This is a genomic window from Bradyrhizobium sp. CCGB12 (assembly GCF_024199845.1).
Taxonomy (GTDB): domain Bacteria; phylum Pseudomonadota; class Alphaproteobacteria; order Rhizobiales; family Xanthobacteraceae; genus Bradyrhizobium.
In genome coordinates, this window is sequence record NZ_JANADO010000001.1 from 3,319,357 (window position 1) to 3,333,901 (window position 14,545).

The 14,545-nt window shown below is 66.0% G+C and carries 13 protein-coding genes; 7 read left to right on the plus strand and 6 right to left on the minus strand.

What is annotated here, in order from left to right:
• Positions 1 to 28 precede the first annotated feature (28 nt).
• From NLM27_RS16035 to NLM27_RS16050, 4 genes are all read left to right on the plus strand, one after another.
• The gene (locus NLM27_RS16035; RefSeq protein WP_254144222.1) at positions 29 to 826 is read left to right on the plus strand and encodes a transporter substrate-binding domain-containing protein; all 798 of its coding nucleotides are present in this window, start codon (positions 29 to 31) and stop codon (positions 824 to 826) included.
• Positions 827 to 885: 59 nt separating this feature from the next.
• Entirely contained in the window at positions 886 to 1,230 is a 345-nt protein-coding gene (locus tag NLM27_RS16040) for a RidA family protein (RefSeq protein ID WP_254144223.1), read from the plus strand.
• 62 nt (positions 1,231 to 1,292) lie between these two features.
• Positions 1,293 to 2,321 (plus strand): succinylglutamate desuccinylase/aspartoacylase family protein, encoded by a 1,029-nt coding sequence (locus NLM27_RS16045; protein WP_254144224.1) that lies wholly within the window; start codon positions 1,293 to 1,295, stop codon positions 2,319 to 2,321.
• A 41-nt stretch (positions 2,322 to 2,362) separates the two neighbouring features.
• A complete protein-coding gene (locus tag NLM27_RS16050) occupies positions 2,363 to 3,427 on the plus strand; it encodes a LacI family DNA-binding transcriptional regulator (RefSeq protein WP_254144225.1) in 1,065 nt (354 codons plus the stop codon).
• Between the two features lie 6 nt (positions 3,428 to 3,433).
• Here the strand turns inward: NLM27_RS16050 and NLM27_RS16055 are convergent, their stop codons facing one another.
• The 3 genes from NLM27_RS16055 to guaB form a co-directional block, all read right to left on the minus strand.
• Complete coding sequence (locus NLM27_RS16055; protein ID WP_254144226.1) at positions 3,434 to 3,733, minus strand: hypothetical protein; 300 nt, start codon at positions 3,731 to 3,733, stop codon at positions 3,434 to 3,436.
• Between the two features lie 195 nt (positions 3,734 to 3,928).
• Entirely contained in the window at positions 3,929 to 4,951 is a 1,023-nt protein-coding gene (locus NLM27_RS16060) for an NADP-dependent oxidoreductase (protein ID WP_254144227.1), read from the minus strand.
• A gap of 226 nt (positions 4,952 to 5,177) precedes the next feature.
• On the minus strand, positions 5,178 to 6,671 hold the full coding sequence (guaB, locus tag NLM27_RS16065) for an IMP dehydrogenase (RefSeq protein ID WP_254144228.1): 1,494 nt from the start codon (positions 6,669 to 6,671) through the stop codon (positions 5,178 to 5,180).
• A gap of 401 nt (positions 6,672 to 7,072) precedes the next feature.
• Between guaB and NLM27_RS16070 the strand changes: the two genes are divergently transcribed.
• On the plus strand, positions 7,073 to 8,563 hold the full coding sequence (locus NLM27_RS16070; protein ID WP_254144229.1) for an MFS transporter: 1,491 nt from the start codon (positions 7,073 to 7,075) through the stop codon (positions 8,561 to 8,563).
• Positions 8,564 to 8,665: 102 nt separating this feature from the next.
• On the opposite strand, the gene NLM27_RS16075 is transcribed toward NLM27_RS16070, so the two are convergent.
• Together NLM27_RS16075 and NLM27_RS16080 are read right to left on the minus strand one after the other, a co-directional pair.
• Entirely contained in the window at positions 8,666 to 9,352 is a 687-nt protein-coding gene (locus NLM27_RS16075) for an RlmE family RNA methyltransferase (RefSeq protein WP_254144230.1), read from the minus strand.
• A 1-nt stretch (position 9,353) separates the two neighbouring features.
• On the minus strand, positions 9,354 to 10,424 hold the full coding sequence (locus NLM27_RS16080) for a Ppx/GppA phosphatase family protein (RefSeq protein ID WP_254144231.1): 1,071 nt from the start codon (positions 10,422 to 10,424) through the stop codon (positions 9,354 to 9,356).
• Positions 10,425 to 10,633: 209 nt separating this feature from the next.
• Between NLM27_RS16080 and NLM27_RS16085 the strand changes: the two genes are divergently transcribed.
• Positions 10,634 to 13,006, plus strand: coding sequence for a xanthine dehydrogenase family protein molybdopterin-binding subunit (locus NLM27_RS16085; protein WP_254144232.1), 2,373 nt, complete (start codon positions 10,634 to 10,636; stop codon positions 13,004 to 13,006).
• A 127-nt stretch (positions 13,007 to 13,133) separates the two neighbouring features.
• Here the strand turns inward: NLM27_RS16085 and NLM27_RS16090 are convergent, their stop codons facing one another.
• The gene (locus tag NLM27_RS16090; RefSeq protein WP_254144233.1) at positions 13,134 to 13,934 is read right to left on the minus strand and encodes a hypothetical protein; all 801 of its coding nucleotides are present in this window, start codon (positions 13,932 to 13,934) and stop codon (positions 13,134 to 13,136) included.
• A gap of 119 nt (positions 13,935 to 14,053) precedes the next feature.
• On the opposite strand from NLM27_RS16090, the gene NLM27_RS16095 reads away from it, so the two are divergent.
• Positions 14,054 to 14,545, plus strand: a complete 492-nt coding sequence (locus tag NLM27_RS16095; protein ID WP_254144234.1) for a YaiI/YqxD family protein — start codon at positions 14,054 to 14,056, stop codon at positions 14,543 to 14,545.

Consider the following 14,545-nt stretch of genomic DNA (forward strand, 5'->3'; position numbering starts at 1 on the left):
ACCACCCATCCGCCACCAGGAGAGAGTCATGACACTATTGAAGTCCCTCTTTGCGATCGCAGCCACGGCACTCGCCGTGCTCGCTGCCCCCACCCTTGCGCAAGCCGACAAGCTCCAGGACGTGCTCGGCTCCGGCAAGCTGCGTGTCGGCATCCTGACCGATGCCGCGCCATGGGGTTTCAAGGACGACAAGGGCGAGATCGCAGGTCTCGACGCTGATCTCGCCCGGCTGATCGCTGCCGACATGGGCGTCAAGCTCGAGCTTGTGCCGGTGACGGGCGCAGCACGCATCCCGAGCCTGCTCTCGGACAAGATCGACATGCTGATCGCGGGCCTCGGTGCCACGCCCGAGCGCGCCCAGCAGGTGATGTTCTCGCAGCCCTATGCGGTGGTGAATCTCGGCGTTTACGGCGCCAAGTCGATTCCAGCGGCAACAGGCAAGAAGCCCGACAATCTCGAGGGCCGCACCGTTGCGGTCGCCAAGGGTACGACGCTTGACGTCTGGCTCACCGATAACGCGCCGAAGGTGAAGCTGGTGCGCTTCGAGGACACGCCGGCGGCGCTTGCTGCTTTTCTCTCCGGCCAGGCTGATACCTTCGCCGAGAACAGCGCCATCGCGCTGAAGGTGCAGGAGCAGAACCCGACCAAGGAGGTCGAGCTGAAATTCCTGATCCGCCAGTCGCCCGCCCATGTCGGCGTGCGCCAGGGCGAGCAGAACCTGCTCAACTGGATCAACACCGACATCTTCACCAACAAGCTCAACGGCAAGCTCGGCGCCTTGCAGCTGAAATGGTTCAAGGAAGAGCAGACGCTGCCGACGCTGTGAACTTCGGACTGGCTCCCGCGCCCACCGCGGGAGCCTCACCTTCACGAGGAGAAGCCAACATGATCAAACGTTACGTCGTCGGCTCCCGCATGAGCCAGGCCGTCGCCGCCGGCGGCATGGTGCACATCGCCGGCCAGGTCGCCGACGACCGCAAGGCGGGCATCGTGTCGCAGACCCAGCAGGTGCTCGCCAAGATCGACGCGCTCCTGAAGGAAGCCGGCTCCGACCGCTCCAGGCTGATCGCGATCAACGTCTTCCTGCCGCACATCACCGACTTCGACACCATGAACTCGGTCTACGACGCCTGGATCGATCCGGCCAATCCGCCGGCGCGCGCCTGCGTCGAAGCCCGCCTCGCCGATCCCGACCTGCGCGTCGAGATGACCGCGGTCGCCCTGCTGTAACGGCGCCGCTCTTCTTTCAACCTTCGGCCGGCGTCGGCGACGACGCGGCCTCGAGGCCTCCCATGCATACCGGACTGTTTCACGATATCGACTTCGAGAAGGACCAGAAATGGTCCGGCCATCTCGGTATTCCTTTCTCGATCGATCGCTCCCCCTACTATCAGCTCAAAATCCCAATCTTCCGGATCAAGAACGGCGCCGGGCCAAAACTGCTGTTGATGGCCGGCAATCACGGCGACGAATACGAGGGCGAGATCACGTTGACGCGGCTGTATCGCCGGCTCGACGCGAAAGCCGTCAAGGGCGAGATCACCATCCTGCCCTTCGCCAATTGGCCCGCCGTGATGGCAGCGCGCCGGCGCTCGCCGCTCGACGAGGGCAATCTCAACCGCGCCTTTCCGGGCGATGCCTCGGGAACGCCGACGTTCCGCCTCGCGCATTTCCTCGAGCACGAGCTGTTTCCGCGGCATGACGTCGTCTTCGACATCCACTCCGGCGGCACCTCGATGGCGCATGTGCCCTGCGCGCTGATCGAGCGGCAGGGACCGCCCGAAATGTTCGGTCATGCACTGCGCCTGATGGAGGGGCTCGGAATGCCCTTCGCCTTCGTCGCCGAGAACGGCGCGACCGCTCCGACCTCGATGGCCGCGGCCGCACGCGCCGGCGCGATCGGACTGTCAGGCGAATTCGGCGGCGGCGGCACCGTCACGCCGCAGACCATGGCGCTGACCGCGCGCGCCGTCGACCGGCTGCTGCTCGCGCTCGGCCTCGTCCAGGCCCCGGTGCTGGGACCGCATGCGCCGGTCGAACGCGCCACCGAGCTATTGGCCTTGCAAAGCCACGCACAGGCTGTGTTCGCGACGCGGCGCGGCTGGTTCGAGCCCGCGGTCATGGTCGGCGCGCGCGTTGCGGCCGGCGACGTCGCCGGCTGGTATCACGACTTCGAGCGCCCTGAGCTGCCGGAAGAGGTGCTGCGCTTTCCCGCCGACGGCATCGTGATCTCGCAGCGCCTGCACACCGACAGCCAGAGCGGCGACTGCCTGGTCCAGGTCGGCCGCGCGCTATCGCCCGACGAGGTGATGGGACGGTGAGCTTTGGAGACGTTGCCGACATCAACTAATCTCGGGAATCGATGACCGATCCGGCAAAGCCAGGCTATGACGACGTGGTGCGCATCCCGGCGCCGCCCGGCCGCAGCGCTGCGGCCGGACGGCCGCCGCGCATCGAGGAAGTCGCGGAGCGCGCGGGCGTTGCGCCGATCACGGTGTCGCGGGTGCTGCGTCATCCCGAGAAAGTCAATCGCGAGACCCGCGAGCGCATCCTGGAAGTGATCGAGGCGACCGGCTACGCCTCCAACCCGCATGCACGCGCGCTACGCTCGGGCCGGTCGAACCTGGTCGTTGCCTTCGTCTCCAACATCCTCAGCCAGCAGTTTGGGCTCGCAGTGCGCAGCCTCGCCGCCACGCTGGAGCCTGAAGGCTTCGAGGTGCTGGTTGGCCAGACCTCCTACTCCTACGCCAAGGAGGTCGCGATGATTCAGTCGTTGCGCGGCATCCGACCCGCGGCGGTGATGTTCACCGGCGTGATCGAGCTCGAGGAGAATCGTGCGGCGCTTGTCGAGCTCGGCATTCCCGTGATCGAGACCTGGGCGTTTCCGCGCGATCCGATCGACATGCTGGTCGGCCTGCCCAATGCGGATGCGGGTGCGATGGCCGCGCGCAGGCTGGCCGATGCCGGACATCGCCGCCTCGCCTTCATCGGCCGCAGCAGCGGCCGTGGCGCGCTGCGCCGCGACGGCTTTCGCGCAACGGCGGCGCAACTGGGCCTCGAGATCGTCCATGAGGTCGGTGTCGGTGAGATCGCGGGGCTGACCGACGGCCGCACCGCCTTCACCACGCTGCTCGAGCGCGGCGGCAACGTCGATGCCGTGTTCTGCGCCAACGACCTGCTCGCGACCGGCGCGCTGATCGAGGCCCGCGCCCGCGGCATCTCGGTGCCACGCGATCTCGCCGTGCTCGGCTTCGGCGACAATGACGTTGCCGATCAGATCACGCCGGGCCTCACCACCATCTCGTTCGATGCGACAGCCATCGGGCGCATTGCAGGCGAACTGCTGCTGGCGCGCCTGTCCGGCACACCGCGCGCCGAGCCGCGGCTCGCGATCGACCTGTTCCTGGTCGAACGCGGCAGCGTCTGAACGTGTTTACGCGACGCTCTTGAGATCCTGCTGGATCGCGGCCAGCAGGGATTGCAGCGCCGCGCTGTTCACCGGCTTTGCCGCAAGATTATCGGCAGGCGGCTGACTGGCCGGCTGCGCAGCCTTGACCGGACGCTTCGGGAACGGTGGCGGCGGTGCCGGCATCGGAGGTCGAGCAAAATCGCCCTCCTCCTCGGCGTGAACGAACTTGCCATGGATGACGTCGTCGTGGCGGCCCATGACGAACATCGCCACCCAATAACCGGCGGCCAGCAGGATTACGCAGAAAACACTGATCTCTAACATCGCTACACCTAAAATATGCGCGATGATTCAATGCCTTCGACTTGGCGTCAATGAACCGGCGGTCACACTTGCGGGTTTTGCGGGCAAGTGTGGCCGATCGGCTACTCTTTGTTAACCATTGATGTCCGGCGTTGTGACGCCGGCGCAACAACCATGGCGCTCCAAGCCCTGGGGAGACCGCTTCCGGCCTGACAGCTAGGCCTTGTCCGGCCCCACTCGCACCAGCTGCTTGCCGAAATTGGCGCCCTTCAAAAGGCCCATGAAGGCACCGGGAGCGCTCTCCAGGCCCTCCGTGACGAACTCCTTGTACTTGACCTTGCCCTCGCGGACCCAGGCCGACATGTCCCGCAGGAAGTCGCCATGGCGGGAGGCGAAGTCGGAGACGATGAAGCCGCGGAAGGTCAGCCGCTTGGTCAGGGTCGCGCGCATCATGGATGCGGCCCATTTCGGCGGCTTGGCCTCGGTGTCGTTGTAATGGGCGATCAGGCCGCAGACCGGCACGCGCGCGAACGGATTGAGCAGCGGGAACACCGCCTCGAACACCGCGCCGCCGACATTCTCGAAATAGACGTCAATGCCCTTTGGGCAGGCAAACTTCAGCTTGGCCGGAAAATCGGTTTCGCGATGATCGAGACACTCATCGAAGCCGAGCTCCTTGACGACATAGTCGCACTTGTCCTTGCCCCCGGCGATGCCGACCGCGCGCGCCCCCTTGATCTTCGCGATCTGGCCCACGGCCGAGCCGACCGCGCCGGAGGCGCCTGCGACGACGACGGTCTCGCCTTGTTGCGGTTTGCCGATGTCGAGCAGGCCCGTGTACGCGGTCATGCCGGGCATGCCGAGCACTCCGATGGAGGTCGAGATCGGCCCGAGCTTCGGATCGACCTTGATCAGTCCCTTGCCGTTGGAGATGGCATGCGTCTGCCAGCCGGAGCGGATGCGGACGATGTCGCCTTTGGCGAAATCAGGATTGTTGGAGGCCGCGACCTCGCTGACCGCCTCGCCTTCCATCACGCCGCCGATCGGCACCGGCGCGGCGTAAGACGGCCCCTCGCTCATGCGCCCGCGCATATAGGGATCGAGCGACAGCCAGATCGTGCGCAGCAGGACTTCACCCGCCGCAGGCGTCGGAACAGCGAATTCCTCCAGGCGAAAATCAGACGGCTTGGGCTCACCGACGGGACGCGCGGCGAGAACGATGCGTTTGCCTTGGGACATGATGGCTTCCTCCACTTTTCTGTCACTGCGAGCGAAGCGAAGCAATCCAGTCGCGTCAACACAAAAGCTCTGGATTGCTTCGCTGGGCCCGCAATGACGAGATGGAGAAAACCGGTGCCTCATTCTCCATCGCCATGGCCGGGCTTGACCCGGCCATCCACGTCTTGCTTCGTGGCATCGTCATGCCCGGGTCAAGCCCGGGCATGACGAAGGAGAGAGCGAAGATCTAACCCCCGCCCGGATAGTTCGGCGCCTCGCGCGTGATCGTGACGTCGTGGACGTGGCTTTCGCGCAGGCCCGCGCCGGTGATGCGGACGAACTGCGCCTTCTCGTGCAGCTCCTTCATGTCGCGTGCGCCGACATAGCCCATCGCGGCGCGCAAGCCGCCGGCGAGCTGGTGCATGACGTTGCCGACCGGGCCCTTGTACGGCACCTGGCCCTCGATGCCCTCAGGCACGAGCTTGAGCGTGTCCTTGATGTCCTGCTGGAAGTAGCGATCGGCAGATCCGCGCGCCATCGCGCCGACCGAGCCCATGCCGCGATAGGCCTTGTACGAGCGGCCCTGCCACAAGAACACTTCGCCGGGCGTCTCGTCGGTGCCGGCGAGCAGCGAACCGACCATGGCGATGTCGGCACCAGCGGCGAGCGCCTTGGCAAGATCGCCGGAGAACTTGATGCCGCCGTCGGCGATGACGGGAATGTCGGACTTCTTCGCCGCTTCCACCGCATCCATGATCGCGGTGAGCTGGGGAACGCCGACGCCGGCGACGATGCGCGTGGTGCAGATCGAGCCCGGCCCGATGCCGACCTTGATGCAGTCCGCACCGGAATCGATCAGCGCCTGCGTGCCTTCGGTGGTGGCGACGTTGCCGGCAACAACCTGCACCGAGTTGGACAGACGCTTGATCCGGTTCACGGCGTGCAGCACGTGGCGGGAATGGCCGTGCGCGGTGTCGACGACGACGAGATCGACGCCGGCATCGATCAGCCGCTCGGTGCGCTCGAAGCCGCTATCACCGACGGTGGTGGCGGCGGCCACGCGCAGGCGGCCCTGCGCGTCCTTGCAGGCGAGCGGATGGGCGACCGCCTTCTCCATGTCCTTCACGGTGATGAGGCCGACGCAGCGGTACCGGTCGTCGACGACGAGCAGCTTCTCGATGCGATGCTGATGCAGCATCCGCCGCGCCTCGTCCTGGCTGACATTCTCGCGCACCGTGACGAGGCCTTCATGCGTCATCAGCTCGGAGACCTTCTGCCGGCGGTCGGTCGCAAACCGCACGTCGCGGTTGGTGAGAATGCCGACCAGCTTGCCCGGCGTGGACTTGCCGGCGCCGGTGACGACGGGAATGCCGGAGATGCCGTGATCGCTCATCAGCTTGAGCGCGTCGTCGAGCGTGGCCTCGGGGCTGATGGTGAGCGGGTTCACCACCATGCCCGACTCGTAGCGCTTGACCTGCCGCACCTGGGCGGCCTGCCCTTCGGGATCGAAATTCCGGTGGATGACGCCGAGGCCGCCGGCCTGCGCCATGGCGATCGCCATGCGGGCTTCGGTGACCGTGTCCATGGCGGAGGCCATGATCGGGATGTTGAGCGGAATGGCGCGAGTGACCCGGGAACGGATGTCGACCTCGCCCGGCATGACGTCCGACAGGCCCGGCTTCAACAGCACGTCGTCGAACGTGAAGGCTTCGCGAATGCCTTGAAGTTGCACCGTGGCCATCTGCCAACTCCTTCCTGCGGCCCTGCCGCAAATGCTTATGGATGAGCGCCGCCCTCGGCGTACCTTGCGGCAACGCCGGAGAATCGGAGCCCATCGGTGGGGTTGACGCGGGTCGATAGCACGGCTGCGTGACGAATCAAAGCAATTCGGACCGCCGGCCAGCCATGCACAGGCTTTTTAAGTAAATTCGGCGTGGACGGCCGGTTCAACGTAGATGGCTGGGCGACCCAGCCACCGTCATTGCGGGGGCGCGACGAAGTCGCGAGCCCGGAATGACGAGGGAGCGGGCGCGTCGTCACGCAGGATTTAGGTGCTATGCGTTGATCCGCAATGGTCCCCGGGGAACGGCGGTGATAAGCCGCAACTCCGCCCTTCCTTCCGATTTTCATTACCAATCCGTCATGGTCGACAAGCAACGCGTCATTCCGCTGATCGTGGCCACCGCTCTCTTCATGGAGAACATGGATTCGACGGTGATCGCCACCTCGCTGCCGGCGATCGCGGCCGACATCGGCACCAGCCCGCTGACGCTGAAGCTCGCCATTACGTCCTACCTGCTGTCGCTCGCGGTGTTCATCCCGGCGAGCGGCTGGACTGCCGATCGTTTCGGCGCGCGCATGGTGTTCGCGATCGCGGTCGGCGTGTTCATGGTCGGCTCGGTCGGCTGCGCGCTCTCGACCTCGGTCACCGACTTCGTGTTCGCGCGCATCCTGCAAGGCATGGGCGGGGCGATGATGACGCCGGTCGGACGGCTCGTGCTGCTGCGCTCGGTCGACAAGAGCGCGCTGGTGAACGCCATGGCCTGGGTGACGGTCCCTGCCCTGATCGGCCCCGTGATCGGGCCGCCGCTCGGCGGCTTCATCACGACCTACGCCTCCTGGCACTGGATCTTCCTGATCAACATCCCAATCGGGCTGCTCGGGATCTTCATGGCGCTGCGCTTCATCGACCCCATCAAGAGCGAGACGCAGGAGCCGTTCGATCTCTACGGCATGCTGCTCGCGGGCATCGGCCTCGCCGGCATCGCATTCGGCCTTTCGGTGGCCGGGCTCAACCTGCTGCCCTGGAGCACGGTTGCGGCCCTGGTCGTGGGCGGCGCGATCTCGATGACGCTCTATGTCCTGCACGCGCGGCGGACGGGATCGCCGGTGCTCGATTTCTCGCTGCTGAAGCTGCCGACGCTGCGCGCGGCGATCTACGGCGGCTTCCTGTTCCGCCTCGGCATCGGCGCGCTGCCCTTCCTGCTGCCGCTCTTGATGCAGATCGGCTTCGGCCTGTCGCCGTTCCATTCCGGCCTCGTCACCTTTGCGTCCTCGCTCGGCGCCATGGGCATGAAGACGCTGGCCGCACGCCTCATCCGCACCTTCGGCTTCCGCAATTTGATGACGGTGAACGCGATCGTCAGCGCGTTCTTCCTCGGCGTCTGCGCGCTGTTCACCGTGACGACGCCGCTGCTCATCATCATGGTCATCCTTGTGGTCGGCGGCTTCTTCCGTTCGCTCGAGTTCACCGCGATCAACACGGTCGCCTATGCCGACGTCGAGACCGCGCAGATGAGCCGTGCCACAACGCTCGTCAGCGTCAACCAGCAGCTCGCGGTGTCGGCCGGCGTCGCCGTCGGCGCGGCCTGCGTCGAGACGACGATGTGGTTCAGCCATGTCAGCGAGCTCAATGCCGCCGTGTTCATGCCGGCCTTCGTCGTGGTGGGCCTGACCTCGGCGGCCTCGAGCTGGTTCTTCTGGCAGATGCCGGCCGACGCCGGCCACGAGATCTCCGGCCGCAAGGCGGTGGAGATCGCGAGCCGCAAGGGTGCGGGCAAGGGCGCGGAGAAGGCGGCGGTCAAGGCGGCGACCGAGGATACGCAGAACGTGCGGGATCAAAGGTTGGGGTAGTCTCTCGTCTCGTCATTGCGAGCGAAGCGAAGCAATCCAGAATGTCTCCGCGGAAACAGTCTGGATTGCTTCGTCGCAAGGGCTCCTCGCAATGACGGACCGCTACGCGTTCGCCCCGCCCCGAAATCCCGTCGCCAGCACGTAGCGCTCGGACGAGTCCTGCCTGCTCGCCGCAGGCTTCACGTGGCGCACCGTTGCAAAATCGCGCTTAAGCTGGGCGAGCAGCTCGGCGTCGGCGCCGCTCTGGAACGTTTTGGCGAGGAACGTGCCGCCGGGTTTGAGCACGTCGCAGGCAAAGGCGGCGGCGGTCTCGACCAGGCCGACGATGCGGAGCTGGTCGGTCTTGCGGTGGCCGGTGGTGTTGGCGGCCATGTCGGACATCACGACGTCGGCGCCGCCGCCCAGCATCGCGGTGAGCTTTGCCGGCGCGTCATTGTCCATGAAGTCGAGCTGCGCGAAATCGACGCCGGGAATCTCCGGCATTTCCAACAGGTCGATCGCGACGACCTTGCCCTTGCCTTCCGTGGAGCCGACGCGCTTGGCCGCGATCTGGCTCCAGCCGCCGGGCGCCGCACCGAGGTCGACCACGGCCATGCCTGATTTCAGCAGCCGAAACTTGTCGTCGATCTCGAGCAGCTTGAACGCGGCGCGCGAACGATAGCCCGCCGCCTTGGCCTTGGCGACATAGGGATCGTTGAGCTGCCGTTCCAGCCACAGCTTCGACGAGAGCTTGCGCTTGCCGCCGGTCTTGACCTGGACGTGCAAGCGGCCGGTGGTGTCCTTGGCCATCTCACCAGCTCCTGAGCGCGCCGTCCTCGCGCATCATCTCGACCAGCATGCCCTCGCGCAAACCGCGGTCGGCGACGCGCAGCCGCGGCAGCGGAAAGGCGTGCCTGATGGCATCGAGGATGGCGCAGCCGGCGAGCACGAGGTCGGCGCGCTCGACGCTGATGCAGTTGTTGCCGGCGCGCTCCTCGTAACTCATCCCGACCAGCTTGCTGATGGTCGCGGTGATGTCGGCATCGTTCATCCAGATACTGTCGACGCGGCGGCGGTCGTAGCGCGGGAGGTTGAGATGGATGCCCGCGAGTGTCGTCACCGTGCCCGACGTGCCGAGCAGATGCATGTCCGCAAGGTCGCGGCCGTGCTCTGCCGCGAACGGCGCGACGTGATTGGCGACCTCGCGCTCCATCGCGGCATAGATTTCCGGCGTGACGTCGCGGCCACCGAACTGCTCGGCAAGCGTGACCACGCCGAACGGGATCGACATCCAGGCCCGGATCCGCGGCTCCGGATTTTCCGGATCGCGCTCGATCCGCACCAGCTCGGTCGAGCCGCCGCCGATGTCGAACAGGATCGCCCCGCGTCCCCTCGGGTCGACCAGCGGCGAGCAGCCGAGCACGGCGAGCGCCGCCTCGGTCTCACGGTCGATCACCTCGAGCTCGATGCCGGTCTCGGCTGCGACGCGGCTGCGGAAACCTTCCGCATTCGCGGCCGCGCGGCAGGCCTCGGTCGCAATCAGCCGCAGCCGCCGCGCCTTCCGCAGATTGATCTTGTCGCGGCAGATGCTGAGCGCCGCGATGGCACGCTCGATCGCGGCATCGCTGATGCAGCCCGTTGCCGAGACGCCCTCGCCGAGCCGGATGATGCGCGAGAAGGAATCGACCACGCGAAAGCCGTCTTGGGTCGGACAGGCGATCAGAAGCCTGCAATTGTTGGTGCCGAGGTCCAGCGCCGCGTAGACGCCGGTTCCCGGCGCCTGTGCGCCGACGGCCGGTTCGGTGGCCAACGCCACCGCCGCCATCGACCCCAGCTCACCGTGCAGCCCATGGCCGTCGCGGAGCCGCGTGTGGTCATTCATACAAACTGTCTTTCCGCGGCCCAATGGGCCGATCTGGAATTGCTTTTTCGCCTGAAACATTAGCAGCGCGGCAGGCCTGCGCAACAACGCATCACATAGGACCATGTCCATTCGTGCGTTGTCGTGAACGGGGTGGTGGGTTATCTGAAGGACTCCGGTCTCCCGCTGCCGCGAAAATGCGCAAATACCGGCTTTTCAGGTCAATTCCCATGCAAGAACACACCAAATCGTCCACGCTCGAGAACGCTATTGCACTGCAAAAATATGGCGTCGGGCAACCCGTCCGCCGCAAGGAGGACGACACGCTGGTGCGCGGCAAGGCCCGCTATACCGACGATTTCAACCTGCCCGGCCAGGCCTATGCCGTGGTCGTCCGTTCCACGCACGCTCATGGCATCATCCGCGGCATCGGCATTGACGCGGCTAAGGCGATGCCGGGTGTGCTGGGAGTTTGGACCGGCGCCGATCTCGACGCAGCCGGCTACGGCCCCTTCACCTGCGGCCTGCCGCTGAAGAGCCGCGACGGCTCGCCCCTGCTCCAGACCAACCGCCAGCCGCTCGCGACCGACAAGGTCCGCTTCGTCGGCGATCCCGTCGCCTTCGTGGTGGCCGAGACGCTGGCGCAGGCCCGCGATGCCGCTGAAGCGGTCGAGGTCGATATCGAGCCGCTGCCGGCAGTGACAGACCCCGAGGAAGCGGCTAGGCCCGGCGCGCCGCAGCTCTACGACCACATCCCGCACAATGTCGCGCTCGATTACCATTATGGCGACATGGACAAGGTGAACGCTGCCTTCGCCGGCGCCGCCCATGTCACCAAGATCGACATCGAGAACACCCGCGTCGCCGTGGTCTCGATGGAGCCGCGTGTCGGCCTTGCCTCCTACGACAAGAAGGCCGAGCGCTACACGCTTCAGGTGCCGACGCAGGGCGTCGCCGGCAACCGCGCCAATCTCGCCAAGAACCTGAAAGTGCCGAACGAGAAGGTGCGCATCCTCACCGCTAATGTCGGCGGCTCCTTCGGCATGAAGAACATCAACTATCCCGAATACATGTGCATCCTGTATGCGGCGAAGGCGCTGAGCCGGCCCGTGAAGTGGCTGGACGAGCGTTCGACCAGCTTCCTCTCGGACAGCCACGGCCGCGCGCAGAAAATCCACGCCGAGCTCGCGCTCGATGCCGAGGGGCATTTCCTCGCGGCCAAGCTGTCCGGCTACGGCAATCTCGGCGCCTACATCACCGGCGTCGCGCCGGGGCCGCTCTCGCTCAACACCGGCAAGAATTTTTCCAGCGTCTATCGCACGCCGCTGATGGCGGTCGACATCAAGACGGTGCTGACCAACACCACGCTGATGGGCGCCTATCGCGGCGCCGGCCGGCCTGAGGCGAACTACTACATGGAGCGGCTGATCGACCGCGCCGCCGACGAGATGGGCCTCAACCGGCTGACCCTGCGCAAGCGCAACTTCATCAAGCCGAACCAGATGCCGTTCCCGGCCTCCTCCGGCGTCACCTATGACAGCGGCGACTTCCAGGCCGTCTTCAACAAGGCGCTCGAAATCTCCGACCACGAGAATTTCGTCAAGCGCAAGAAGGAGAGCAGGAAGGCCGGCAAGCTGCGCGGCATCGCCGTCGGCTCCTATCTCGAGGTCACCGCGCCGCCGAGCCCCGAGCTCGGCAAGATCGTGTTCGATGCCGATGGCTCCGTGCAGCTGATCACCGGCACGCTCGATTACGGCCAGGGCCACGCGACGCCGTTCGCGCAGGTGCTGTGCGAGCAGTTGGGGGTGCCCTTCGATAGCGTGAAGCTGGTGCAGGGCGACAGCGACATCGTGCACACCGGCAATGGTACCGGCGGTTCGCGCTCGATCACCGCCAGTGGCATGGCGATCGTGGGCGCCGCCAAGCTCGTCATCGAGAAGGGCAAGCGCGCCGCTGCGCACATGCTGGAAGCGTCCGAAGCCGACATCGAGTTTGCCGACGGCAGCTTCACCATCGCCGGCACCGACCGCAGCATCGACATCATGGAGCTCGCCAGGAAGCTTCATGACGGCAAGACGCCGGACGGCGTGCCTGATAACCTCGACGTCGATCACACCAGCGAGCCCGTACCCTCGGCCTTCCCGAACGGCTGCCACGTCGCCGAGGTCGAGATCGATCCGGAGACGGGCGTCGTGCAGATCGTGCGCTACAGCGCGGTCAACGATTTCGGCACGGTGATCAACCCGATGCTGGTTGCGGGCCAGCTCCATGGCGGCGTCGTCCAGGGCATCGGCCAGGCGCTGATGGAGCACGTCCGTTACGACGAGAGCGGCCAGCCGATCACGGGCTCGCTGATGGACTACGCCCTGCCGCGCGCCGAAGACGTTCCGAACATGACCGTCGGCGATCACCCCGTGCCCGCAACCACGAATCCGCTCGGCAGCAAGGGCTGCGGCGAAGCCGGCTGCGCCGGCAGCCTGTCGACGGTGGTGAATGCGGTGCTCGATGCGCTCTCCGACCACGGCATCAAGCACATCGACATGCCACTGACCCCGGAGCGCGTCTGGCGCGCGATCCAGGATGCGAAGGGAGCGGCGGCGTAAGTCTACGCCCTCTCCGCCGTCATGGCCGGGCTTGACCCGGCCATCCACGCCTTCGTGCAGCAAGAACGTGGATGCCCGGACAAGCCCGGGCATGACGATGTAGCGCCAGTGTACCTCTTCCGGCGCCCTACGCCGCCGCCTGCTCGCGCGGCTGGTAGATCGCGGTGTGCTGGCAATGCGCCAGCGGCGTGGTGCCGTTGGCGACGACCAGCGCATCGAGCTCGACGAAGCGATGGCCTTTCTTCTCGTAGTTCGCGGTGACTCTTGCCCGCGCGGTGATCTCGTCGCCGGTGCGCGCGGCGGACAAGAGCTGCATGCAGCTGCCGACGTGGATCCATGGACCCAGAATGGTGTTGTCCACCAACACGCGATTCATCACGCGCTGGATCAGGCCGGGGTGGCCGAGCCCCTCACGCGTGAAGATCGGATCGGCTTCCCTGACGTCGGCGAGATAGTCGGCCGCGTCCTGACCGGCCCAGCGCCGCGGCGTCGCGCCCAGCCATTTGCCGGTCTCGAACGTTGCCGGGCTGACCGGCTTGCGCTCGGCCACGACGGGCACCGCGATGTAATCGCTCAAAGCGACCTTCGGCACGTCCGCCGGCAGCGAGGCCGTTCCGGTGGCGCACAGCTCGGTACGGCTGAACACCTCGATCGTGAGAAGCTCATTGTGCTCGGTCGCGTCGACATCGGCGGTTTCGCCGTCATAGACCGGCTTGATGAAGCGGGCCTCGACCAGCCCGCGCGACAGAAAATCACGGCCCCAGCGGGCAATCGGCGCGTGCATCATGTAGGCGAAGACATCGACGCCGGGGACCAGCCCGCCGGAAAAGCCGAAGCGGCGCGCCACCGTGTCGTCATGCATCTTGTTTTCGGATTGCTTTGCGGTGTTGTAGGCCTCGACGCGGTAGGTTTCGAGCCGGTTCGGCATGGGGCCATCTCCCTAAGTTTCTTGCCTGTATTCTTGTTGTATCAGGGCTAATCGTAGGCATCAGGGAACACCGGTCAATCCCCTCGCCTTTGCGGCCCGAATGCGGTACCACGCGGCGAATGAATGACACTCCCACCCGCATCTATGTCGACGCCGACGCCTGTCCGGTGAAGGACGAGATTTACCGCGTCGCGATCCGCCACGGCGTGCCCGTGAGCGTGGTCGCCGGCAACTTTATTCGTGTGCCCAACGATCCCCTCATCGAGCGCATCGCCGCCGGTGCCGGCATGGACGCCGCCGACGACTGGATCGCCGAGCGCGCCAAGCCCGGCGACGTCGTCGTGACATCGGATATTCCGCTGGCGAGCCGTTGCGTCAAGGCGGGCGCCGACGTGATTGCACCGAATGGAAAACCATTCACGGAAGAGTCGATCGGCATGACGCTGGCGGTGCGCAATCTGATGACGGATCTGCGCTCGGCCGGCGAAGTCACTGGCGGTCCGCGCTCGTTCGCGCCGCGCGACCGCTCCGCCTTCCTTTCGGCGCTCGACCAGACGCTGCGCCGGATCCAGCGCCGCCGCGCCGACCAGACCGCCATGGGTCAGGGCTGA